Annotated in this window: 19 protein-coding genes and 1 tRNA gene; 12 read left to right on the forward strand and 8 right to left on the reverse strand. The window is 36.3% G+C overall.

Features of this window, described 5'->3' with window-relative positions; genetic code table 11:
* The first annotated feature begins 134 nt into the window (after positions 1-134).
* The 9 genes from AC4PHI_RS07150 (at position 135) to AC4PHI_RS07190 (ending at position 10,099) form a co-directional block, all read left to right on the forward strand.
* Positions 135-950, forward strand: coding sequence for a helix-turn-helix transcriptional regulator (locus AC4PHI_RS07150; RefSeq protein ID WP_492199233.1), 816 nt, complete (start codon positions 135-137; stop codon positions 948-950).
* Between the two features lie 122 nt (positions 951-1,072).
* The gene (locus tag AC4PHI_RS07155) at positions 1,073-2,410 is read left to right on the forward strand and encodes a carbohydrate ABC transporter substrate-binding protein (RefSeq protein ID WP_492199234.1); all 1,338 of its coding nucleotides are present in this window, start codon (positions 1,073-1,075) and stop codon (positions 2,408-2,410) included.
* 114 nt (positions 2,411-2,524) lie between these two features.
* Positions 2,525-3,415, forward strand: a complete 891-nt coding sequence (locus AC4PHI_RS07160; protein ID WP_492199235.1) for a carbohydrate ABC transporter permease — start codon at positions 2,525-2,527, stop codon at positions 3,413-3,415.
* A 12-nt stretch (positions 3,416-3,427) separates the two neighbouring features.
* Entirely contained in the window at positions 3,428-4,300 is an 873-nt protein-coding gene (locus tag AC4PHI_RS07165) for a carbohydrate ABC transporter permease (protein WP_492199236.1), read from the forward strand.
* A gap of 10 nt (positions 4,301-4,310) precedes the next feature.
* Positions 4,311-6,473 (forward strand): 1,3-beta-galactosyl-N-acetylhexosamine phosphorylase, encoded by a 2,163-nt coding sequence (gene gnpA / locus AC4PHI_RS07170; RefSeq protein ID WP_492199237.1) that lies wholly within the window; start codon positions 4,311-4,313, stop codon positions 6,471-6,473.
* Complete coding sequence (locus AC4PHI_RS07175) at positions 6,466-6,633, forward strand: DUF6903 family protein (RefSeq protein ID WP_492199238.1); 168 nt, start codon at positions 6,466-6,468, stop codon at positions 6,631-6,633. Before gnpA ends, AC4PHI_RS07175 begins: the two co-directional genes overlap by 8 nt.
* A 13-nt stretch (positions 6,634-6,646) precedes the next feature.
* Complete coding sequence (locus AC4PHI_RS07180) at positions 6,647-7,543, forward strand: ROK family protein (RefSeq protein WP_492199239.1); 897 nt, start codon at positions 6,647-6,649, stop codon at positions 7,541-7,543.
* 190 nt (positions 7,544-7,733) lie between these two features.
* Positions 7,734-9,206: an arylsulfatase gene (locus AC4PHI_RS07185; protein ID WP_492199240.1), complete on the forward strand. Its 1,473-nt coding sequence runs from the start codon at positions 7,734-7,736 to the stop codon at positions 9,204-9,206.
* A 56-nt stretch (positions 9,207-9,262) separates the two neighbouring features.
* Positions 9,263-10,099, forward strand: a complete 837-nt coding sequence (locus AC4PHI_RS07190; protein WP_492199241.1) for a protein phosphatase 2C domain-containing protein — start codon at positions 9,263-9,265, stop codon at positions 10,097-10,099.
* Positions 10,100-10,308: 209 nt separating this feature from the next.
* Here AC4PHI_RS07190 and AC4PHI_RS07195 read toward each other — a convergent pair whose 3' ends face one another.
* Positions 10,309-10,626, reverse strand: a complete 318-nt coding sequence (locus AC4PHI_RS07195) for a hypothetical protein (protein WP_492199242.1) — start codon at positions 10,624-10,626, stop codon at positions 10,309-10,311.
* Between the two features lie 587 nt (positions 10,627-11,213).
* Between AC4PHI_RS07195 and AC4PHI_RS07200 the strand changes: the two genes are divergently transcribed.
* Together AC4PHI_RS07200 and AC4PHI_RS07205 are read left to right on the forward strand one after the other, a co-directional pair.
* Positions 11,214-11,453: an AbrB/MazE/SpoVT family DNA-binding domain-containing protein gene (locus AC4PHI_RS07200; protein WP_492199243.1), complete on the forward strand. Its 240-nt coding sequence runs from the start codon at positions 11,214-11,216 to the stop codon at positions 11,451-11,453.
* The gene (locus AC4PHI_RS07205) at positions 11,453-11,854 is read left to right on the forward strand and encodes a type II toxin-antitoxin system death-on-curing family toxin (RefSeq protein ID WP_492201557.1); all 402 of its coding nucleotides are present in this window, start codon (positions 11,453-11,455) and stop codon (positions 11,852-11,854) included. The genes AC4PHI_RS07200 and AC4PHI_RS07205 overlap by 1 nt, the downstream gene beginning before the upstream one ends.
* Positions 11,855-12,536: 682 nt before the next feature.
* Here AC4PHI_RS07205 and AC4PHI_RS07210 read toward each other — a convergent pair.
* From AC4PHI_RS07210 to AC4PHI_RS07220, 3 genes are all read right to left on the reverse strand, one after another.
* Positions 12,537-13,061, reverse strand: a complete 525-nt coding sequence (locus AC4PHI_RS07210; protein ID WP_492199244.1) for a transposase — start codon at positions 13,059-13,061, stop codon at positions 12,537-12,539.
* Positions 13,062-13,227: 166 nt separating this feature from the next.
* Complete coding sequence (locus tag AC4PHI_RS07215) at positions 13,228-15,207, reverse strand: hypothetical protein (protein WP_492199245.1); 1,980 nt, start codon at positions 15,205-15,207, stop codon at positions 13,228-13,230.
* Between the two features lie 306 nt (positions 15,208-15,513).
* The gene (locus AC4PHI_RS07220) at positions 15,514-15,720 is read right to left on the reverse strand and encodes a hypothetical protein (RefSeq protein WP_492199246.1); all 207 of its coding nucleotides are present in this window, start codon (positions 15,718-15,720) and stop codon (positions 15,514-15,516) included.
* Between the two features lie 726 nt (positions 15,721-16,446).
* Here AC4PHI_RS07220 and AC4PHI_RS07225 point away from each other — a divergent pair.
* Positions 16,447-17,055 (forward strand): hypothetical protein, encoded by a 609-nt coding sequence (locus AC4PHI_RS07225; RefSeq protein WP_492199247.1) that lies wholly within the window; start codon positions 16,447-16,449, stop codon positions 17,053-17,055.
* 368 nt (positions 17,056-17,423) lie between these two features.
* Here AC4PHI_RS07225 and AC4PHI_RS07230 read toward each other — a convergent pair.
* The 4 genes from AC4PHI_RS07230 to glgA all read right to left on the reverse strand — a co-directional run bounded on the left by AC4PHI_RS07230 (position 17,424) and on the right by glgA (position 23,499).
* Positions 17,424-17,496 (reverse strand) — tRNA-Ala (locus AC4PHI_RS07230).
* A gap of 194 nt (positions 17,497-17,690) precedes the next feature.
* Positions 17,691-19,523 carry a glycoside hydrolase family 13 protein gene (locus AC4PHI_RS07235; RefSeq protein WP_492199248.1) on the reverse strand — a complete coding sequence of 611 codons (1,833 nt, stop codon included), beginning with the start codon at positions 19,521-19,523 and terminating at the stop codon, positions 17,691-17,693.
* Complete coding sequence (locus AC4PHI_RS07240; protein ID WP_492199249.1) at positions 19,504-21,945, reverse strand: glycogen/starch/alpha-glucan phosphorylase; 2,442 nt, start codon at positions 21,943-21,945, stop codon at positions 19,504-19,506. The genes AC4PHI_RS07235 and AC4PHI_RS07240 overlap by 20 nt, the downstream gene beginning before the upstream one ends.
* 126 nt (positions 21,946-22,071) lie before the next feature.
* Positions 22,072-23,499: a glycogen synthase GlgA gene (gene glgA / locus AC4PHI_RS07245; RefSeq protein WP_492199250.1), complete on the reverse strand. Its 1,428-nt coding sequence runs from the start codon at positions 23,497-23,499 to the stop codon at positions 22,072-22,074.
* Between the last annotated feature and the right edge of the window lie 7 nt (positions 23,500-23,506).

The raw sequence follows: 23,506 nt of genomic DNA on the forward strand, positions 1-23,506 counted from the left end.
ATTTCCCTTACCAGCCCAATCACTTCATCAAAAACGATATTTAATCTTATCCTTGTCTAACAGATCAATTTTTTGATATCCTGTAAATGGCAAGATTTTTTAATATTATCATCTCAACTAAGGAGTGGATTTTCGTGCCGGATAACATAGAAACCTTGTTAAGTAAAAGTGAATTGATTTATATCAGGCATTCCAGATACACAGAAAGCGAATGGCATTCATCCTTGCATTCTCATTATTTTTCAGAAATTTTAATCGTCCTGAATGGAAAAGGCGAGTTCCTTGTTGAAAATGAGCGCTATCCTATTCAGAGAAATGACATTATCATTGTCAATCCCTATGTGCAGCACACTGAGACATCTTCGGGAGAATTTCCTTTGTGGTATGTAGTCATAGGCATCAATAATATAAAATTCGAAAAAGAAATTCAGGAAAACCGTTCCCATTTTATTTTTCATGATTATTCTGGAGAATTGCTTCCATTGTTAAAAATGGCCATTAAAGAACTGAATGAAAATGAGTGGGGGAGTGAGGCAGCATTAAAAAGGCTGGCAGAAATGATTCTCATACAAATTTATCGCGACCAAAAATTTACGCTGCTCCCGGCAGAAAATAAAAGTATTGGTAAAGACAGTGCATTGATTAAAGACTTTATTGATAAACATTTCAAAGAGCAATTATCTTTGGATGATATTGCAGATAAAGTACATTTAGACAAGTTTTATATCATTCATACGTTCAAACAAAATTTTGATACCACACCGATGAATTATTTAATGAAAAAACGCATTGATAATGCTCGCAACTTGCTGGAGAATACCGAGTATCAAATTTCTGAAATTTCTATGATCAACGGTTTTACTTCCCAGTCTTACTTTAACCAAGCTTTCAAAAAAGAAATGGGGATGACTCCAATGAAATACCGTAAGAAATACCGTCATTCTTCTTGATGTTTATATAAATATACATAAATCGGTTTCACCAATATATATAAAAAATAAACCAATAGTTCGAAATTAAACCGTTTTCTTAGATGGTATACTTAGGTCATAAAAGATTAGGAGGAGCAGTCATGAAGAAATTCTTTGGCTTAACATCAGTTTTAATTTTGAGCTCTTTATTGCTTGGAGCTTGCGGCTCAAATGAAAAAAGTAAAACGGAAGAAACTGGCGGCGGCGATGGCAAACAAGTCGTAAAAGTTGCGGCACTAGAATCTGCTTATGGTGCAGATATGTGGAACAAAATGAAAGATGCGTACGAAAAGCAAAATCCAGATGTGGAAATCGAACTGACTCTCGACAAAAAAATTGAAGACGTTATCAGTCCTAACATGAAAGCTGGAAACTTTCCAGACGTGATTTTACTTGCAACTGGCAGAGAAGCTGGTTTGACAGAAACATTCATCAAGGATAAAAACTTGGAGGACTTGACCGACGTCATTTCTATGACAGTGCCAGGAGAAGATAAAAAAGTCTCTGACAAATTGATTCCTGGTTTTACGGAGACTTTGGCAACCAATCCCTATAACGATGGAAAAACCTACTTGATGCCGATGTTCTATTCACCGACAGGTCTTTTCTACAATGCAGCTTTGTTAGAAGAAAAAGGTTGGGATGTTCCAGAAACTTGGGACGAAATGTGGGAGTTAGGTGAAAAGGCTAAAAAAGAAGACATTGCTTTATTCACTTATCCTGTCTCAGGCTATATGGACTCTTTCTTCTATAGTTTATTGTCTGCTACTGGCGGGCCAGAACTTTTCAACAGTACGATGAATTATGAAAAAGGTGCTTGGGATTCTAAGGAAGCAACAAAAGCTTTTGAAATCGTTGGAAAACTTGCAGAGTATACAGCAGAAACAACTGTAGCCAATGCTAACCATCAAGACTTCACTAAAAACCAGCAACTGATCCTTGATAACAAGGCAATTTTCATGCCTAATGGGACATGGGTGCCAGAGGAAATGAAAGATGCCCCACGTGCTGACGGCTTCAAATGGGGGATGACATCTCTACCAGCAGAAGATGCTGACGGTGATCGTTATTCTTATACATTCTTTGAACAAATTTGGATGCCCGCAGGTGCCGAAAATAAAGCAGACGGTAAAGATTTCATGGCTTTCTTGTACTCTGACATTGCGGCAGACATCTTTAAAGAAGCCAGCGCTATCCAACCGATTCAAGGAATGTCCGACAAACTAGACGGAGACAACAAGTTGTTCTACAGTATCTATGATGATGGTGCAAAAGCTGTCATGGGCGGATTTTCAAGTTCTGAAACAGTAGAGGGTGTCAACATGCACGATGCTTTGTACGGCACGATTAATAGTGTGGTTTCAGGAGACAAGAGTGTAGACGAATGGCAAAAAATCGTAGTGGAAACAGCTGACAAGCTGAGGGAAGCTGCAGAGTAAGCTTAAAATAAGCTGGGGTGGCATACCTGCCTCAGCTTAACTTTTTCGATACTTAAACTTTAGAATTATTTAACAAACAAAACATATACAAAATTCATAAAAGAGGTGACACCCATGAACAGGAAAAAACAAAAAAATATTTTTATCACACTGTGTTTACTTCCTGCGATAGTGCTGGTCAGCATCTTTATTTTTTATCCTACACTTACTGTATTTTTCATGTCCCTATTCAAATGGGGAGGCTATTCTCCTGACAAACAATTTGTCGGACTTGATAACTTTAAGATTCTGATCAAAGACATGATGTTCCTACGCTCCTTTCAAAATACGATTTTACTCATCGTGATAGTCACGATTATCACATTAGCACTTGCCTTAATATTTGCGTCAATTTTGACACGTGAGAAATTCAAGGGAGTCAATTTTTTCCGCGTTATATTTTATATCCCGAATATTTTATCCATCGTTGTTATTGCGGCTATTTTTTCAGCAATTTACGATCCAACCAGCGGTCTGCTTAACAACTTACTGGGAATGTTAAGACTGGAAGGGTTGCAGCGGATGTGGCTAGGCGATCAAAAAATCGTCATTTATAGTATTGGTTTTGCACTTATTTGGCAGGCGATCGGCTATTATATGGTCATGTATATGGCTTCCATGGCTTCGATACCGGAAAGTCTTTATGAAGCTTCTTCCTTGGAAGGGGCAGGGGCAGTCCGTCAGTTCTTTGATATCACATTGCCGCTGACGTGGAATACCATTCGAACAACGCTGACGTTTTTCGTTATCAGTACGATTAATTTAAGTTTCCTGCTGGTTAAAGCCATGACCGGCGGCGGTCCTGACGGTTCGACGGAAGTATTTTTAAGCTATATGTACAAACAGGCGTATACTAACTCATCATTCGGATACGGGATGGCAATTGGTGTGGTCGTCTTTACCTTCTCATTTATTTTATCAGCCATACTAAATAAAATCACTGAACGCCAAGTCTATGAGTTTTAGGAGGATTGGACTATGAAGAACAAAAGAAAAAATCGTCTCTATAAAGTGTTTGTTTATGTGGCGCTTATCACACTTGCGGTTTCTATTATTGTCCCAATCGCCTGGGTATTTTTAGCTTCCATCAAACAAAACAATGAATTTTACGGCGATCCTTGGACATTGCCAAAAGGTTTCTATTTTCAAAATTTTATAGAGGCTTTCGAAAAAGCCAACATGGGCTCTTATATGCTGAATTCTCTGATCGTGACACTTTTAGCATTGGTGATTTTGGTCAGTGTGGCATTGCCGGCGGCTTATGTATTAGCACGGTTTAAATTTAAAATAAAAAAACCGCTCAATACGCTGGTCATGATGGGACTATTTATCAACTCAAACTATATCGTCGTTCCTATATTTCTGATGTTGCTGGACGGAGATAAATTTTTACAGCGGCATGTAGGTTCAGGTTTTCTGATCGATAATCTGTTTATCCTTGCCCTTGTTTATGCGGCAACGTCCCTGCCATTTACCATCTATTTGATGTCAAACTATTTCCGGACGTTATCAACCTCCTACGAGGAAGCGGCCTATATTGACGGGGCCGGCTATTTCAAAACGTTGATCACGGTGATGGCACCATTGGCTAAACCCAGTATTATCACAGTGATTCTATTTAATTTTCTTAGTTTTTGGAATGAATACATTATTGCATTAACACTTTTACCCGGGCAAAACAAAACTTTGCCGGTGGGATTAATCAATTTGATGGCTGGACAAAAAGCGGCAGCCAACTACGGGCAATTATATGCCGGTCTGGTGATTGTTATGTTGCCGACACTGATATTATACATACTCGTTCAAAAACAGCTGACCCAAGGTATGACTGTCGGCGGAACGAAAGAATAGGAGGATACATATGAAAAGAACAGGACGCCTAACGATTCCCAGCGAAAAAGATTTTCTGGCAGAAACAAAAAAACTAATGGAAATCTGGGGAGCTGATGCTATCCGTGACAGTGACGGAACTAAACTAGACGAAGCGCTGAAACAGCTGGAGGCTAAAATATATACGACTTATTTTGTGGCACGAAACCATAATGACTTTATCGAAAAGCACATGGACGAGGTGCAGCAAATTTATTTGTTAAGCGAACGGGGGTTATCAGACGCAAAGGGCAGTGTGACAATCAACTTGCTAGATGGATTTTTTTCTGAGCAAATCATACCAAACCATGATGACGATCCAAAACAGTATTGGGAAGTTCGCGACCGGACTTCAGGAGAAGTGATTGAAGCAGAACACTGGACGGTGAATCAGGAAACCAATGAGGTGACCATTACAGGCGTGAAACCATTTCACGAATATACTGTATCGTTTCTTGCCTATATGATTTGGGATCCGACCCAGATGTATAATCATATCACGAATAATTGGGGAGACGTGCCCCATGATATTCCTTTCGATGTCCGCAAACCTCATTCCCAACGTTATATGATGGATTACTTGGTCCAATGGCTAGAAGATAATCCGGATACAGACGTGGTGCGTTTCACGACATTTTTCTATCATTTCACGCTATTTTTCAATCAGTTGGGCAAAGAAAAATTTGTTGACTGGTTTGGCTATGGCAGTACTGTTTCAGTGGCTACACTCCGAGCATTTGAAGCCGAATACGGCTATGCGTTAACTCCGGAAGATTTTGTTGATGAGGGTTATTATAATTCGAGTTTCCGTGTGCCTTCTCAATCTTACTTGGATTATATCGAATTTATTCAAAAATTTGTTTGCGAAGAAGCTGGAAAACTAGTTGAGCAAGTCCATAAGAGCGGCAAAGAGGCAATGATGTTCCTAGGAGACAACTGGATTGGAACAGAACCTTATGGGGAACATTTCCATAAAGTCGGCATGGATGCTGTTGTGGGAAGCGTCGGAAATGGCACAACATTACGTTTAATTTCCGAAATCCCTCATGTCAAATATACAGAAGGAAGATTTTTACCATACTTTTTCCCTGATGTTTTCTATGAAGGCAATGATCCAACCATCGAAGCAAAAGAAAATTGGCTGACTGCCAGACGGGCGATTTTGAGAAAACCTGTGGACCGTATCGGTTATGGCGGCTATCTAAGTCTGGCCAACCAGTTTCCAAAGTTTGTGGACTATGTCGGCAAAGTAGCTGATGAGTTTCGTGAGTTGTATGACAACATCAATCGCACCAAACCTTACACAGGATTAAAAGTGGGCATTTTGAATTCATGGGGCAAACTGCGCTCTTGGCAAACTCATATGGTTGCTCATGCTCTATGGTATCGTCAAATTTATTCTTACAATGGTATTTTAGAATCACTGTCCGGTCAAAAAGTGGAAGTGGTCTTCTTAAGTTTTGATGATTTAAAAAATGGTGTTCCAGAAGACATCGATGTTTTGATTAATGCAGGTGATGAGGTCACAGCTTTTTCCGGCGGTGCCCATTGGCAAGATGTCAAACTGATCGAAACAATCACTGAGTGGGTTCATAATGGCGGCGGTTTTATCGGCGTAGGAGACCCGAGTGCCTATCAGCAAAATGGCCGGTATTTCCAACTTGGCTCAATTCTAGGTGTCGAAAAAGAGCGCGGGTTTACTTTGTCCACTGACAAGTATTTCTTTGAGGAAGTATCCAATCATTTTATCACTGATAATAGCGGGGAAATCGAATTTGGTGAAGGAAAGAAAAATATTTTTGCCTTAAACGATTCCACACAAATTTTACGTATAAAAGACGATTCAGTCCAGTTAGCTACTCATGACTTTGGACAGGGAAGAGGGGTTTATATTTCTGGATTGCCTTATTCACCTGCCAACAGTGCTCTGTTTCTCCGAGCGTTGTTTTATGCAGCCGGCAAAGAAAAAGAACTTTATCAATGGTACAGTGAAAATCCTTCAGTTGAAGTACATGCCTATCCTGAAGTCGGTAAATATGCTGTTGTGAACAACCATGATCAATCGGAAGAAGCACTGATTTATTTGAACCGTGGTGAAAAAGAAACCGTCCAGCTGGCTCCCGGTGAAATCATTTGGAGGGATTATCATGAATAAGAAAGTCTTGACGATTATCAAGATTATCAGTTTCTTTTGCTTCATTTATTTAGTTATTAAAGGACAAAAACACATCGGCTACTCAGGTTTAGCCAGTATGCTTATCGGCTTGGCCGGACTTTTAATGCTGATGTGGGATTATAACAGAAAATATCAGTGAGAGGAAATGAAAGATGAAAAATGTTATCGGAGTGGATATTGGCGGCACTAAAATAGCTGCAGCACTTGTTGACCAAGACGGTTTGTTCTCCCATGAGACAGTCATCCCCAGCAGGATTAAAAATTCCGAAGAAATGTTTTCAGCCGTGTGCGAGGCGGTTGACAAAGTTATCGCTCAATCCGGCATCTTCAATCAGCCATTCAGGATGGGAATTGGTGTTCCCGGTCTAGTGAATGTTGAAGAAGGGATAGCTGTCTTTCAAAATAATCTTCCCTGGGCTAATTTTCCTATAAGAGAACGACTGACCAAGCATTATGAGATGTGCGAAGGTGTGATGCTGAATAATGACGTGTATCAGGCAGCTTATGCTGAATGGTGCAATGCCAAACTTGGAGAAGAAGATACTTTGGTCTTTTTTACAGTCAGCACAGGCGTATCTTCAGCAGTCATCAAGGGAGGTAACTTTCTAAAAGGGAAAGGATTTGCCGGTGAAGTCGGACTGCTTCCCGTCAAAAAAAACAGTCAGGGACAGTATTTAACTTTAGAGCAGCTAGCTTCTGGACCTGCTTTGGCTGAATCAGGAAGAATGCTTTACAATGACGGGACAATCACAGCAAAAGAAATCTTTTTCCGCTACCGCACGGGAGATACTAAAGCGTTAAAATTAGTGGACGATTGGGCAGAAACGATTGCATTGGGACTTTACAGTGTGATTTGTCTCCTTGACCCGCAAAAAATCATTTTGGGTGGCAGTGTGATTCAAAAAAATCCTGATATGTTGGAGCTTATCCAAAAGAAATTAAACCAGTTTTTAATCCCTGCACAAAAAGAAAACCCAACGAACATTTCAATCAGTCAGCTTGACAACCATGCCGGATTGATTGGTGCCGGGCTATCTGCCTTTCAGTAAACTGGATTAAAAAAATATTTGTAAATCTTGTTGGAGAGCATCTGGGTTTCTGATTAGCCGGTGTTTTGCTAAAAGTGACAAGATAAATTGATAACCAACAAAAAAGATGTATGACCTTAGGTAAATTTGCTACTTAAGGTCATACATTCTACTTTAAAAGAAGAAATCTGAAAACAAAGAGGGGAGAAAGATGAAAGAAAAAACACAAGAAAAACCTAATATTGTGCTGATGATGGTGGATCAGCTTCGATATGATTGTTTAGGAATCAATGGACACCCGATTGTTTCAACACCTAACCTGAATATGATGGCAGACCAGGGTTATAATTTCCATCACACTTATAGCGCAGTTCCAACATGCATTCCTTCGAGAGCGGCATTGATGACAGGACTAAGTCAAGAAAATCACGGCAGGGTAGGCTACGAGGATGGGATACCTTGGCAATATGAAAAAACCATTGCCAAAGAATTTACTGAGTTAGGTTATCAGACAGAAGCCATTGGGAAAATGCATGTCTATCCTGAAAGACAAAGAATGGGATTCGAACATGTGTTGCTGCATGACGGCTATCTTCATGAATCAAGAAAATACCACAAACCACATGGCTCACAATTTGAACAAACGGATGATTATCTCAGTTGGCTCAAAGAGAAAAAGGGAGTGGATATGGATTTAATCGATGACGGTATGGACTGCAACTCATGGGTCGCCCGGCCATGGATGTATGAAGAGGCCCTACATCCAACGAATTGGGTGGTAACAAAATCTCTTGAATTTCTAAAGAGACGGGACCCTACGCAACCTTTTTTCCTCAAAATGTCATTCACCCGGCCCCATGCACCGTTGAATCCGCCAGAATATTATTTTAATATGTATATGGATATGAAAGATGATTTTCCAGAAATCAATGTGGGAGAATGGGCGGGAAAAAACGGGGAAAATCTCCCTTACAACACTACGGCATTGAAAGGAAATTATAATCAGGAGGAAATGAATCGCTTCCGGGCGGGCTATTACGGCTCAATCACCCATATCGATCATCAGATTGGGCGTTTTCTAACTGGGATGACTGAGCATCAGCTTGATAAAAACACGGTGATTCTATTCATTTCAGATCATGGGGATCAGCTAGGGGAACATCATTTGTTCCGCAAAGCTTATCCTTATCAGGGCAGCATCCACATTCCTTGTTTGTTGTACGATCCAGGAAAACTCCTTGATGGACAAATCAAAGATATTTATGAGATAGTAGAGCTAAGAGATATTTATCCAACCCTTATTGATATTGCTGCCGGTAAAAAAGTTGAAGGTATTGATGGAATCAGTGTCAAAGAAACAATTTATCAGCAAGATATCACCACAAGAGAGTATCTTCATGGCGAACACAGTTTTGGTGAAGATTCGAGTCAATATATCTTAACTAAAGACTATAAGTATGTTTGGTTTTCAGTCAGAAATGAAGAACAGTTATTTTATTTGGTTGAAGACCCGAACGAATGTGTCAATCTCGCTGAAGAACCTCCACATCAAGAAATGTTGTCCATGTTGAGAAATCATTTGATAAAAGAACTGGAAAGTCGGGAAGAAGGCTTCGTAAAAGATGGGAAACTGGTACCTTTAAGCGAAACTAAACCCACGTTAGATTTTATTAAACCTGTCTAAACGGCAAAATAACTTCAGCACTGGATAAGCAAAAAGTATAGGAAAGTAGGGAAGAGATGTTTTATTATTTCACTGATCGAGGCAACCTTTTCAACGAAGACTTTGTTTATGGTACGGATGATTTTGGTGTTCTTTTGGATGGTGCGACTGGTCTGAATGATAAAAAGTTCACCACAGGAAACAGCGATGCACAGTACTGGAGTCATTTGTTGGGGAGCAAGCTGGTCGAAACGATTGAACAAGACTCGGAAAGTTCTCTGAAACAAAATATTTTAACAGCTGTGAAAATCGCAGCAGAAACCTACTTCGATAATATAGGAGAAGAGGCTGCAGTAAAAGAAACAGATTTTCCTTCCTGTACACTCAGTTGTTTTAAAATCCGTGGTAGAGCAGCAGAATTTGCAATTGTGGGAGATTCCCCGTTAATTATCAGTCATGGCGAACAAAATCTTGTTTTTATTGATGAAAAACTTACTGCAAATGAACAAGTTGCTATAGATGAAATTAAAACATATTTAAAACAAGGCATGTCTTATGAAGAAGGGCGAGAAAAAATCAATCCATTGCTCCAAAAATTCAGAAACGAAAAAAATACTGAACATGGCTACCCAATAGTCGATCCCTCGATGAAAGGGCTAGAAAGGATTGAGTACCATACATTTCCAGTGGAAGATGTGAGTTCAGTTATTCTTTGCAGCGACGGTTTTTATCGGTTAGTTGATGTCTTTGAATTTTTGACAGAAAAAACTTTTGAACAGTCTATCTCAAACTATCTAAAAGCTGTGGAATGGGTAGATAAGCTTAGACAAATTGAAAAACAGCAAAATTCTTTAAAAGACTATGTTCGGTTAAAAGAGTCAGACGATGTTTCAGTTTATTTTTGGAAGCAGTAAAATTTGTAATGATATTAGAGTCTGTCTGGAAGACAAGAAATTCAGGCAGACTATTTTTATTTTATGCTCTTCATAAAAGAACAAAAAGTAATCATCTTTTCACGCTTTAGCCAGAGTTAAGATAATTACTTAATTAGATTAAACATATGTTTGACCGCCTGTTGCAACACGAGTTTTGTAAAAATATTAAAATAAAATTTTTAATTCTCCTATCTTTTAGCGGCTAATTTTTCATCTATAATTCTTCCGATTTCTTCAACATCCATATTATAGAATAACTTCGCAGGAACGTTAATCACGAATGCTCCTTCTTCATTTTGTATTGGAGGGAAGGGTTCTGGAACCACTAGTGCATCTAGATCTTCTTCTTTTTTTGCTTTCTCCCAATCAAATGTAATGTCCCATTTGTCCCCTAAAGAGTCTCGAATTTTTTTTTCTAAAGTAAAGGTTTTTACCAATGATTCACCTAGTAAATAGGTTACACTAAGTAGTTGATTTGCATATAACACAAATGCAATCTTTTTCATGTTAATCTCTCCTTATATTGTATTTAGTTTATATCTTATACTTTACATGAAAATAAATTATTTTAAAAAACACGAATTTAAAAATAATTTAATTCAAAAAATCACAACATGGTGTTTAAAAGGCTATTCAATAATGTTTATAAGATTATTTTTAAATAAAATGAATTATAATTATCAATTCACAATTACTATATAATTATATCCAATATTAATCAATGTTATTTAATTAAGAATCAGCTTCGTCGGTATACGAAGCGTTAACGCTTTCAATTGGTTTTGCAATGTTGGTGACTGCTATATTGAAATTTAACCAAAAATATAACCGTCTTCTAACTTTGGCAGGTTAAGATGGAATAAAGAATGAATATGCTGAATATACGATTAGTGAATTTATCGAACCTATTGAATATGGAAGAAGTATATTTTGTGAAGATGACTATATCTGATCAGGCCAAATTGATAAACTTTTTACCTCAAATCATTATTTCCACCATAATATGACAATTTTAAAAAATTGTTTCGTAGACAATCAGAGGTTAGAATATAATTGTATATACGGTGTATACGTTTTAAGGAGGGTGAGAATAATGAGTATCAAAGAGAGAAAAATTAGAGAAGTGGGAAATTCAATTACAATCACACTTTCAAAAGAGTTATTAAAAAATCTTGGGTTAGTTCCAGGAGACACTGTATTAGTTGATGAAAATAAAATGATGGATGCAATTGTAAAAAAAGACAGCTCAATTTCAGATGAAGAGGTAAACTTTGCAATTCTAAAGGGACTTAGCAAATATGATGAAACGTTTAAGGAGCTAGTTAACCGTTGATAAGAAAAATAACTTTAGAGCAAGTTGCGAAGATTAATGAAATACAAATTAAAAAGTATTCGCCAAAAGAACAAAACGGCATTAAAGACTTTTCCGCCTTGCATATGGCGATTAATCAAATAGTTCAAACATTTGAAGGAATTGAAGTGTATCCCACACTAGAAGAGAAAGTCGCTCTTTTGATGATAGACATTATTAAAAAGCATCCGTTTCACAATGCCAACAAACGCACAGCATGGCTTGCAGGATACGTCTTTTTCTATATAAATGGAGTGGAACTGGAGGCACCTCAAAAAGAAGCAATTGATTTCGTTGTTTATATTACAACGTTCAAAGGAGATTTTGATAGTCTTAAAGAATATGTAACTCAAACATTATCTAAAAACACAAGTAAACTCTAACATGTGGCTTTGTTAACCGCATGTTTTTTTGTTTATGCGAATAACCTAAGTTGAGAATTAACTACACTATGTTTAAAACTGCCAGCAATAAAAAAAGAGTAGAGTTAGTCTTTCTCTAATTCTAATATCTAGTTTAAACAACCGTTTTTAGGTTTACATAATATATATTAAGCGAAGTTGATTGTTGAAGATACATGTCAAGATTAACTGCAACACACAAACGTTGCTAACATAACGTTGCTTCTGAAAAATAGTAAAAAAAATAAACGTCATTTAACGTTTTTCTTAGCTTTTCCAGTATTTAATTTATAACATATTTGATTTTGAATTTATTTCTTAAAGTAGACTTTCAATTGATATGATTGATAGATTTAATCAATTCTCTGTTATCAATTGTTATGTTTATGACGACTTTATCTCTGTTTTTAAAATCAGCTAAAAAATTTTAGTGAAGTTTTGAATATTCTTTTTCAAAATTCAACTGCGCTGATCGCCATTTCAATGTTTTTCGAGGTCGAGTATTAATAGAATTAACCGACTCACTAATAGTCCTTTGAGGAATCATCCTAAAATTGCTTGGTTTAGGATGGTATTCTCTAAGTAAGCCGTTATGATACTCATTAGAACCCCTTTGATAGGAAGCATATGGAGCAGTGTAATAAATTTTAACAGTAACGTATCTTCAATTAAAAAAAGATGAATCTGGTCGCCTTAACACGTTCCCTCTGTTTTTCCTTTTATACCTCTTCCCTTTCAGTCTAAGCTTTCGCCAATCAAAAGGAATAATTTTTTGGTAAATCCAGTTGTAGATGGTATTTGTACAGGCGCTAACACTCTCTACACCATGAGCTATTTGTTCTGGAGACCATTTCATTTTAAGATACTTCAAAATGGTTCGTACATTGTGACTGGTAGCTTTAATATCTGTACCACACTTAGCTTTTCTCAACATTGTCAGATTATTAGCACTAATCGTTTGATATGGCAGTGCTGCAAGACTATTGGGTTTACGTTCTTCTGAATTACGCTTTAATTCTCGATGAATAGTTGAGCGATGTCTTCCTAGTCTTTTGGCTATTTCAACTATTGGAACATTATCAACTTCGATTTTGCCCCTTTCATCAAGAGTCAGTTGCTTGTATATTGTTTGTATATCACTTGATGTCAACTCCTTTGAAGTAGATTCTAACTGGGCACGCATTTCCATAAGACCATTGTATAACGCAACACTTATGATATAGGTTTATTAGAGCTGGATACTTTCTTACTTACTTTTGAATAATTTTTTCTTAGTTCTGAGACAGTAACACTTTCAAGCTCTTCTAAATTCATGATATTGTTCACCTCCTTTTAATTATTTTTAACTTATAGAATCAAGGGATTGATAAACATAATTCTTCATTAATTTTGATAACATACATTAGTAAAATCACTAAAATATACAAGTAATCTTCATATTTGGCTTCAATTACGGAACCATGTTGGTATTTATTTCTCAACCCTATAGAATTATCAAATTCAGAGTCATTCAAAATATAATTAAAAAAGTTAATTTCTGGCTTAGAAAATAATGTATTTTCCGACACTAATAATTCTTCATTTATCATACTGTCAATTTCTTTTTGTAACTCTAGTAGGGATTTATTTAGAGTAATCTTACCATTTAATCCATGGTGATAATGGATAACTCCATATCTAAATAAGTTGATTAATATTAAACTTCTAATTTTCTGTTTGTCATTTAGATAAATTTTGTTGTTTTTATCAAAAGAAATGACATCATTTGTTTTTAAAAAATTTACATTTTGTTTTTGAAACTCATTGAAGTCATTAAGTTTTATATTATTTTTAAGAACTAAACTCAAAAAATTATTGTCGTTTATCTGTTCATTTATGTAAATTATGTGGGACTGATCAGAAAATAAAAGATAACAAATATTATCTATTACTTTGTTATCCTTATTTAAATAAATATATTTCTTTTCTAAGAAACTCGGTAAACTTGAGATAGATGGAGTTTGTTCTAGAACGAAAAGATCATGGTCAATATTACCCTCATTTACCAACTGTTTCCATTGTTTTCTTATTTGCTCTTCAATTGTAAATAAAGTTTTAATTTGAATGTTAGTCTTTTCATATTGACTAGCAAATTCTAACTTTAACCACTCAATATCAAAGTTTGTATTGCTATATTTTGTAAAGAAATATAGCAATAGCTCCTCAATTCTTGTATTTTTCTTTCTTTTTAGAAATTCTTGTAAGACATTAAAGCTCATAAGTATTAATTTATTTTTGTTTTTAAAATAAAAACTTGTTTCATAATGTCGAAGTGTCTTCATGCCCGATAAGGTTCTTACCAAAGTAGAACTTTCTAAGTTAGGAAAACTACATAAGTTAATTATCCAGTTATCATTGAAAAGGTAGTCCATATACATAATATATGTCAATAATTCTTCTGGTTGACTGTTTTCTTTAATCCAATCAATATCAATAAAACTCTTAAAATCTATTGGGCTATCTCTATACTCTTGATTATTTGTAAAAACACCAAGAGTCTTTTTCATTCCATTAGAAACAAATTCACCATCTTTATTTAAGAATAAGTCGTCGAACAATTTTTTATTTTTTTTAGTTGCTTTTAGTTTTAGTTTAGCATCAATATTTAGCTCTCTAACACCTTTAATATTATGTTCAAGGAGATTTAGATAATTGATGTTAACATCATTACTCTCAATATATTCCTCCGCTAATTTATACATTTCATCACTAGTAATTTCTTTTGGTATAAAATAATTAGATTCTTGAGAGGTGTAATTGTTTAGCAATAACTCGAAATTTTTAGGTTCTTTTAAGAATAAATATTTTACAAAATTAGGGTAAACGCATGAAAAATAATTAGTATTTAAAAGATGAAAAACAGTCAAATTATTTTCGTGAATAAATTTTTCAAAATCTATTTCATTGAATTTATTATGAAGCTTATATTTTTCAAAACATTTTAAGTAATCTTCTCTGTACTGTATCCTAGCATAATAATTAGTGTTATTGCTACCATCAGTTTGTGATGTGCTAAATAAGTAGTTTAAATCAGTTAATATTTCATTGCTATTTTTTTTACCAAAATACTTGCCTAATATTTTATGTATCGTTTTCTTACTATTCTCTATTTCGATAGTTGAATAATTAGTAGGATAAAGTTTGTTCTCCAAAAATAGTAATACATTATACAATTCTAATATATCTATTAAAGTTTCTTCTTGTCTGCTATTTAAACTATTAAGTAATTCAGTAAGCCTATCTAACTGCCAGTTTATACTTAAGTCATTATTACTATAATATTTGACCCTCTCCATAAAACATCATTATCCCTTTCTTATTTAACTATATTGAACATTATATCAGAAATGCACATTTAAATAATGCCTAATATTAAAAGAATAAACACTGGGGATTATAAATAACAAAATTGTTAATAATTTTTCTTTATACTGTCGCACTTCATTTTGCCATCTAAAAGTATCTTCAACTAGTCCAATATTGAATTGATGGACAAATTCAGCACAACGATCATATCTAATTGCTTTAACTGCACCTGGTGAAAAACGTTCAATAAGACTTTTAATCGCCGTAAGCATGTTATTAGAATTTTTTTACGCGCTTTACGTTCTACAAAAGTCATAAGACAATTCGCTACGCCACGCTTTTAAATCACTGTACAGCTTCCCGATGACCAAATTATGGGGTTTCCTTAGATATCGTTGATCGATGACTATCCAATCGATAGACAGTTTTTGATTGAGAAATATCATCAAATAGCCAATCTTCATTTTTTCTCGTTCTTCAGATGCTAAATGTATGTATGACATAAATAATCTTCATCACAAATTTAGTTTTTGTGAAGAATTACAAATCGTAATTTTCTCCTTTAAAATCCATATTATCTATGGTGTGTTTTGTTTTTCTTTTATGATTATTTTAATTGGAGTACACCCTCCCCCATTACAATCATTTTCAGATTATTATAGTGATTAGTATAAATGGAGTTCCCAGTGGTGATTGGAGTCAACAGATGAGACACTTTTGGCAAGAGATTTTTTCCGTTAAGCAGCCAGTATCTTTTGCTCAAATTCAGTCGAAGATAAATAAGCTAAAGCACTGTGAATTCTGCGATCATTATAAAAACCTCGGATTAATCTTAGACTGATCTTCCACTTTTAACATATTTTTATAATAGAACGAATTTCTTTTTTTGCCCACATTTTCAATGAACTTAATTATATCGAAACTAACAAATTTAAAACTAGAAAACAGGTATTTCTTATACAGCTTTAAAATTTGTATAAAATAAGAAATATAAATGGCTTTAAGATATTGATGTAAAGGGAATTTCATAGTATAATTATTTTGTTAAATATATGAATTTGAGTGCATTAAATAACTTTCGTAAACTTCTCAGTTTTTTGATTTCTCACAGTTATTGTATCTCAGTTTGATTTATCAAAATCATTTTTCAGATGATTTTAGCGCTGTTCTCTATACAGCGTATTTTTTTATTTTTAATTTTCTGGTTGAAAGGATAGGAGAGGAGAGAAATGAAAACGATGAATAGGATTGAGCAGAAATTATACAATGAGTTAGGGAACTTGATGCATACCGTTTATCGTGATGGGAGCATTTTGCCAAATCGATGTTCCAAGGATGGGATCGATATAGATGATATTACTGGGTATTACTTAGAACCAGTCTCATATTTGATTTACCCAATCTACCATCAGCTGCATCCAGAATCTGTGATGAATGAAAAAGGCTATGTCTTAGATAGCGAGTTAGAAATGATTATGCTAAGCCCAGTTAATATAAATAGCCGTGAGGAAATTGAAAAATATGGATTTAACAGGATCATGTTTCATACGCAGTATGACGCTCTAACCGAAATTGTTAGGCGTAACGTTCATAACGCACCAGTCACATTAGATAAAATCTACATTTTAAAGCTTGTCCTAGATAATGGCCGTGAAATACCCGTCATGCCAGATGGTAATTCGATCGGTTTGGCAGGCAAGGGCTACAAAATTGTAAACAACTCAGAGCCAATCGAGCCAGTTGAATTTTTGCTACGTCCGACCATTGCAGCCAAGGTTTTAAAATCTTTTGGCGTTGATATCATCGATGTAAAAAATCGTGGAGACGAGAAAAAGTAAGCCAGCCTTATATTAATACATATTTTATAATTTTAAGATTTTGAGAGATTTGATTTTGGATACATAAAACACTATCCAAGCTCATATTCTTGCGTTAAAGTGAAATCGGTAGAAAAATGAGTATATTTTAGAGAAAAAATCAACATTTTATTTTATACCGAATATGAAGATACATTTCTAAAAGATAAATTAACATTCCAAAATATTCAAGACTGTTCAAACCTTGCCCTTATTAATTAGCTTCTGATTTATGCGAAATATTGACGTTATTTTACCAAATAAAAAAACTTGATTCCGAAGTCAATCGACAAATCAGAATCAAGCAGAAATCTTTATTAGTGCTATTCAAATGTTCAAAATTTTTGATATGGAGATAAGCGGTCTCGAACCGCTGACCTCTTGCATGCCATGCAAGCGCTCTCCCAACTGAGCTATACCCCCTTGAAACAACTACCTATTTATTATACCAATAAAAATAAATTCTTCAAGTGCTATTTTCAAACATTTTAGAGTACTTTTTTGCCTATCACAACTGTATCTAAAATTTTTTTCTGTATTCAAAAGTTTGAGTCTGATTACTAAAAAACAAAACAGACTGACGCTTCTATTTGAAAATTAGAAGTCGCCAGTCCTCTTTATTCTAGAATGATGTTTATTTTGCCAGAAATCATGTAATAATCCTTGGATAAAATGATTTGGTCAGTGATTTTGCTCAATTCTGATTGAATTAATGGATTTTTTCTTAAAAAATTCAACTCTGAACCATTCAGCGTGTAGTCTCTATCAGTGGGATTCATGAGATAAAAAACAAACTCATCATCAGTATATCTGATAATCCCTAATAAATTATCAAAATAGCAGACATCCAGCTCTCCTGAATGAAATGCATCGAATTTTTTCCGCAGTTTGATCCATTTTTTAAATAGAGCTTGAATTTCAGTGTCTTCCCTACCCCATGGGAAAAATTTACGGTTTTCCGGATCTTTTCCTCCCGTCAGACCAGCTTCATCACCGTAATAAACGCAAGGAACCCCCGGCATAGTAAACATAAAGCCAATTGCTAAATCAAGGGAATCTCTGTCGTGATTTAAAAGAGTCAGTATCCTTTCAGTATCATGTGTGCCAAGATTATTGAAACTGTTGTAAAATGCAGCTTTAGGATAATTTTCCTTCAAAGTCTCCAAGTGCCGGCAAATTCTTTCAGCAGAAGAATGACCTTGGAGAAAGGCTAAGATATCTTGACGCAGCGGATAATTCATGACACCGTGCAGATGATTGCCTAAAATATATTTCCGGCGCTGTTCATAAGAAATTTTATTTGAAGCATCTTCCCAAACTTCACCAATCAGGACTTTATCTGGATAAGTGTCTGTTTTTTTCCGAATATTTTCAATGAAATAATCCGGCAGTTCATCTGCAACATCTAAACGCCAGCCATCCACTAGAGGTGTCCACTTTGATAGGACACTATTCTCATCGTCACCGTATATAAATTGTTGAAAACTAGCGTCCTGCTTATTAAACACTGGAAGATCTTTCACTCCCCACCAAGCGCGGTAATCTTCAGGATACTCATTAAATTTAAACCATGGAAAATAGGGGCTATTGGGGTCGTTATAGGCACCCACATCATCGCCAAACTGCTTGTTGCGATTAAAGTAGCGGCTATTCCAACCAACATGACTGAAAACACCGTCAAGAATCACACGGATGCCGACTTCATGTAATTTTTCCATTAGTGACAAAAAGTCATCAAAGCTTCCTAAAATAGAATCGATTTCCAAGTAATCATCGGTATCATACCGATGATTACTGCTTGCTCTAAAAATTGGGTTCAGGTAAAGAATAGTCACTCCTAAATCTTTTAAATATGGGATTTTCTTTTCAATTCCTGTCAAGTTTCCTCCGAAAAAATCCCAGCGGATGATTTCATGCTTCTCATTTTTGACATAAATAGGATCATCCTCTGGCGTTGCATAAATAAATGTATTTTTTCTCGGATGGTTGAGCAAACCATTTTCGTTCCCGTTGAAAAAGCGATCTGGGAAAATCTGATAAGCGATACCTTCTCTATACCATTGGGGCACATCATCCACTTGATCGAAACAGGTTAGCTGATAAGGTGTCAAGTGATCGATATCGTGCACCAGTACACCCTCTCCGCCAAATTCCTGTTGACCGTAGTAATAAAGTTTAACCCCTTCTTCTGTTTCTTGACTAATTTGGAAATAGTAAAAGTACAAGCCTTTGCCTTTATCAATCGTGTGGTGCACATTAAATTGTGATTCCGCACAACGAATCATTTCCAATACTTCCGGATTTTCATTCTCTTTCTGGATAATCAAGAACATCTTGATTTTTCCTTCTAGCTGACAGTGAATGAAAAAATCAACGGTAGTATTGACCATGACTGATCCAAAGGGCCGTTTGTAAGACAAGTCCCAAGAATCATAGTAAACTTCCATCATTAAAACCCTTCTCGTCTCCATATTCTGGCAGCGGCTCGATATGCCAGATCTCGTCCGCATAGTTCTTCACTGTCTCATCAGAAGTGAACGTTCCTGCATTGGCGATATTCACCAAACTTATTTTTCTCCAGTTCTTCTGATCTCTATAACAAGCTTCAATTCTTTCCTGTGCCTGAACATAGGATTTGAAATCCCGTAGGACAAAGAACTCATCATTATACCGGATCAATGAATCAAAAATCTCGATACCTTCTTGGTAGATATTCGGAATCGTGCCGTCAATAAACGCTTCGATCACTCTTCTGATGACCGGATCATTTTCATAATAAGAAACTGCAGAGTAAGATTGATTTTGATAATAATCATAAACTTCGTCTTTGGTGATACCGAAAATACAGATGTTATCATCACCCACCGCATCTTTAATTTCGATGTTTGCTCCGTCCAGCGTAGCAAGAGTCACTGCACCGTTCAGCATCAATTTCATGTTGCTGGTACCGGAAGCTTCTTTTGTTGCAAGAGAAATCTGTTCACTGACGTCTGCTGCCGGAATAATCAATTCTGCTAAAGAAACACTGTAGTTTTCCAAGAAAACAATTTTGATTAAATCTTTAACATCAGGGTCATTGTTGATTAGTTTAGCAGTTTCGTTGATACATTTGATAATAGTTTTTGCGTAAGAATAACTTGGGGCTGCTTTTGCACCAAAAATGAATACTCTTGGATAAGGATTGCTTTCAGGATTTTCTTTGATATCCTGATAACATTTGATAATATGCATCAAATTAAGCAGCTGACGTTTGTAGGCATGAAGCCTTTTGATTTGAACGTCAAATATGGCATCAGGCGATACTACGATTCCTGAATGTTCCTCAATAAATTCAGCCAGTTGTTTCTTGTTCTCACGTTTTGCTTGGAAAAGCTCTTCTAAAACTTCTTCATCATCTTGATAATTAAGCAGCAGTCTCAAATCAAGAGGGTCCTTACGCCAAGTCGTACCGATAGTTTTATCCAACACTTTAGATAAAGGACGGTTGCTCAGCTGCAGCCATCTGCGTTGCGCAATACCGTTTGTTTTGTTATTAAATCTGTTTGGATAGATTGAGTAAAAATCAGGCAGTACGGTTGTTTTCAACAACTCCGAATGCAGCTTGGCCACACCGTTGATACTGTGACTGCCTATGATAGCAAGGTGAGCCATATGTACTTGCCCGTCTTTAATAATTTTTGTGTGCTCGACAACTCTCGGATCATGAACTTTCAATGACATTTCTTCGACAAAACGGCGGTCTATTTCTTCGATAATCTGATAAACTCGCGGCAATAAATATTTGATCATATCAACTGACCATTTTTCCATTGCCTCTGCCATAATCGTATGGTTGGTGTAGCTCATCACTTTCAAAGTGATTGCCCATGCTTCTTCCCATGTAAGATCCTCTTCGTCCAGCAAAATCCGCATAAATTCAGGAATACACAAAGCCGGGTGAGTATCATTGATATGAATCGCCACATACTCGTGAATATTGTGAATGGAAACATTCAATGTTTTGAAATAGCGAACGATACTTTGAACTCCCGCTGAAACAAAGAAATATTCTTGCGCTAAACGAGTCAGCCGGCCTTTTTCGTTTGAATCGTCTGGATACAACACGGCTGTCAAATCTTCAAGAGCACGTCTTTCCTCAATGCTGCGGTAATGAATTTCTTCTGAAGCAGGAATTTCTACCGACCACAAACGCACCATATTGACCACATCGTTTTTATAGCCGATCATTCCCGTATCGTAAGGGACTGCTCTTAGCATTTGCTGATTTTTATAGACAGGTTTCAATTTGCCGTATTCCACTTCTTCCAAGTGAACATCACCAAAAAAGTGTACATTGACTGCTTTGCTGTCTTTACGGACTTCCCAGACATTTCCGTTGTTCAACCAGTCATCCGGCAATTCTACCTGATAGCCATCAATAAATTTTTGCTTGAATAGACCGTACTGATAACGGATACCGTTTCCGTTGCCCGGCAAACCGCATGAGGCGATGGAATCCATGAAACAAGAAGCAAGACGTCCCAGTCCCCCATTACCCAAAGCCATGTCGGGTTCTACATCAATCAATTCTGCTAAATCTATTCCCATTTCCTCTAAAGATTCTTCAACTGTTTCCAGCCAGTCCATGTTTAATAAATTGCTTTCCAACAATTTTCCTGGTAAAAACTCAATAGAAAAGTAATAGACTTGTTTCTTCTGGTTGACCAAGTAATTTTTCCACGTATGGTGCCATTGTGAAGAATAAGCTGCACGCATCATTGAACCTAGTGTGTTGTATAGTTCATTGGCTGAAGCATCTTCAACTCCCATAGCGTATTTTTCATTCAGACGATTCTTGAATTCTTTTTTGAATTCCTGCTTTGTGATTTTCATTATTTTCTCCTTCATAACGTAACACGAATGTGATTCCTGAGATGAATCTACTCCTCTTATATGAATCAAAGATTCACAAAGAGGAGTCTTATCGATTTACTATTTTTCTAATTATTTATTTTTTCTTCATTGAAGACTTTGATATAAATTAAGGTACTCTTTGCTGGAATGTTCCCAGCTGAAGTTTTTCGCCATTGCCCGCTGCACCATGATTTTCCAAGCAGCTTGATCAGTGGCATAGGTGGTCATGGCCAATTTCAGTGTTTCCATCATGAAGAAACCTTGAAATTGTGAAAAGCCGAAACCGTCACCTTGGGCTGTTACTGGATTGTATGGAATCACAGTATCCTTTAACCCGCCGACTTCATGGACTACTGGAAGTGTTCCGTATCTCATGGCAATCATCTGGGATAATCCGCAAGGTTCAAACCCAGACGGCATCAGGAAAATGTCCGATCCCGCATAAATCTTTTGTGCAAAAGAAGCATCGAAAAGAATATTAGCCGAAAACTTTTCAGGATACCTGCTCTCCATATATTTAAAGAAATCTTCAAAATGAGCGTCTCCTGTACCTAACAACACCAGCTGGCAATCAAATTGCATGATGTTTTCAAACTCTTCCACCACAAGCTGGAAACCTTTTTGATTAGTTAGACGGCTGACGATACCGATCAAAGGCACATCAATTTCCGGCAGATTGACCATGTTCTGCAACATTTTTTTATTTTCTTTCTTCCCGGATAGATCATCGGCAGAAAAATGGATGGTCAGATGTGGGTCTGTTTCCGGGTTGTTGATGTCATAATCAATGCCGTTTAAAATACCGGAAAGCTTTCCTGAAATCATTCTCAAAATGTCGTCCAAGCCGAAACCAAATTCAGGTGTTTGGATTTCTCCTGCATAGGAAGGACTGACAGTGTTGACCCGATCGGCGTAGATGATCCCCGCTTTAAGAAAGTTGATACCATCACCGATACGGATTGTTCCGTCTTCAAACTTCTCCAACCCTATCCCAAATAAATTGTGCAAGACACTTTCACTGCATTGGCCCTGAAACTCCATATTATGGATAGTCAAGACTGTTTTTATTTTGTTATAGGCTTCGATCCAGTAATACTTTTCTTTCAGTAAAAATGGAATCATAGCAGTATGATAATCATGGACGTGCAAAACATCTGGAATAAATCCGATTTTTTCCATCATCTCTATCACTGCCTGCTGAAAGAATGCAAAACGTTCGCCGTCATCATAGTAGCCGTAAATGCCGTCCCGATCGAAATAATACAAGTTGTCGATAAAGTAATAAGTTACTTGCTGGTAATCAAGACGTTTGACACCGCAGTATTGTTTCCGCCAGCCCACGTTGACAGTGAAGTCTAAGACGTGGTCCAGCTCTTTGCGATATTTTTCTGGTAAATTTTTAAATAGCGGCAGAACAACTATTACTTCCTGACCTTGTTTGACAAGCTCTTTGGGAAGTGCTCCTACCACATCGCCCAGTCCCCCGGATTTAAAAAAGGGAGCACATTCAGCAGCTGCAAATAAAATTTTCATACGTCAA

It is taken from the genome of Vagococcus sp. QWL-13 (assembly GCF_058683555.1).

Excerpts from the sequence above, each read along its gene's own strand:
- AC4PHI_RS07155 (WP_492199234.1), top strand. The coding sequence starts at position 1,073 with ATGAAGAAATTCTTTGGCTTAACATCAGTTTTAATTTTGAGCTCTTTA.
- AC4PHI_RS07160 (WP_492199235.1), top strand. The coding sequence starts at position 2,525 with ATGAACAGGAAAAAACAAAAAAATATTTTTATCACACTGTGTTTACTT.
- AC4PHI_RS07165 (WP_492199236.1), top strand. The coding sequence starts at position 3,428 with ATGAAGAACAAAAGAAAAAATCGTCTCTATAAAGTGTTTGTTTATGTG.
- gnpA (WP_492199237.1), top strand. The coding sequence starts at position 4,311 with ATGAAAAGAACAGGACGCCTAACGATTCCCAGCGAAAAAGATTTTCTG.
- AC4PHI_RS07175 (WP_492199238.1), top strand. The coding sequence starts at position 6,466 with ATGAATAAGAAAGTCTTGACGATTATCAAGATTATCAGTTTCTTTTGC.
- AC4PHI_RS07180 (WP_492199239.1), top strand. The coding sequence starts at position 6,647 with ATGAAAAATGTTATCGGAGTGGATATTGGCGGCACTAAAATAGCTGCA.
- AC4PHI_RS07185 (WP_492199240.1), top strand. The coding sequence starts at position 7,734 with ATGAAAGAAAAAACACAAGAAAAACCTAATATTGTGCTGATGATGGTG.
- AC4PHI_RS07190 (WP_492199241.1), top strand. The coding sequence starts at position 9,263 with ATGTTTTATTATTTCACTGATCGAGGCAACCTTTTCAACGAAGACTTT.
- AC4PHI_RS07195 (WP_492199242.1), bottom strand. The coding sequence starts at position 10,626 with ATGAAAAAGATTGCATTTGTGTTATATGCAAATCAACTACTTAGTGTA.
- AC4PHI_RS07200 (WP_492199243.1), top strand. The coding sequence starts at position 11,214 with ATGAGTATCAAAGAGAGAAAAATTAGAGAAGTGGGAAATTCAATTACA.
- AC4PHI_RS07210 (WP_492199244.1), bottom strand. The coding sequence starts at position 13,061 with ATGGAAATGCGTGCCCAGTTAGAATCTACTTCAAAGGAGTTGACATCA.
- AC4PHI_RS07215 (WP_492199245.1), bottom strand. The coding sequence starts at position 15,207 with ATGGAGAGGGTCAAATATTATAGTAATAATGACTTAAGTATAAACTGG.
- AC4PHI_RS07220 (WP_492199246.1), bottom strand. The coding sequence starts at position 15,720 with ATGTCATACATACATTTAGCATCTGAAGAACGAGAAAAAATGAAGATT.
- AC4PHI_RS07225 (WP_492199247.1), top strand. The coding sequence starts at position 16,447 with ATGAAAACGATGAATAGGATTGAGCAGAAATTATACAATGAGTTAGGG.
- AC4PHI_RS07235 (WP_492199248.1), bottom strand. The coding sequence starts at position 19,523 with ATGATGGAAGTTTACTATGATTCTTGGGACTTGTCTTACAAACGGCCC.
- AC4PHI_RS07240 (WP_492199249.1), bottom strand. The coding sequence starts at position 21,945 with ATGAAAATCACAAAGCAGGAATTCAAAAAAGAATTCAAGAATCGTCTG.
- glgA (WP_492199250.1), bottom strand. The coding sequence starts at position 23,499 with ATGAAAATTTTATTTGCAGCTGCTGAATGTGCTCCCTTTTTTAAATCC.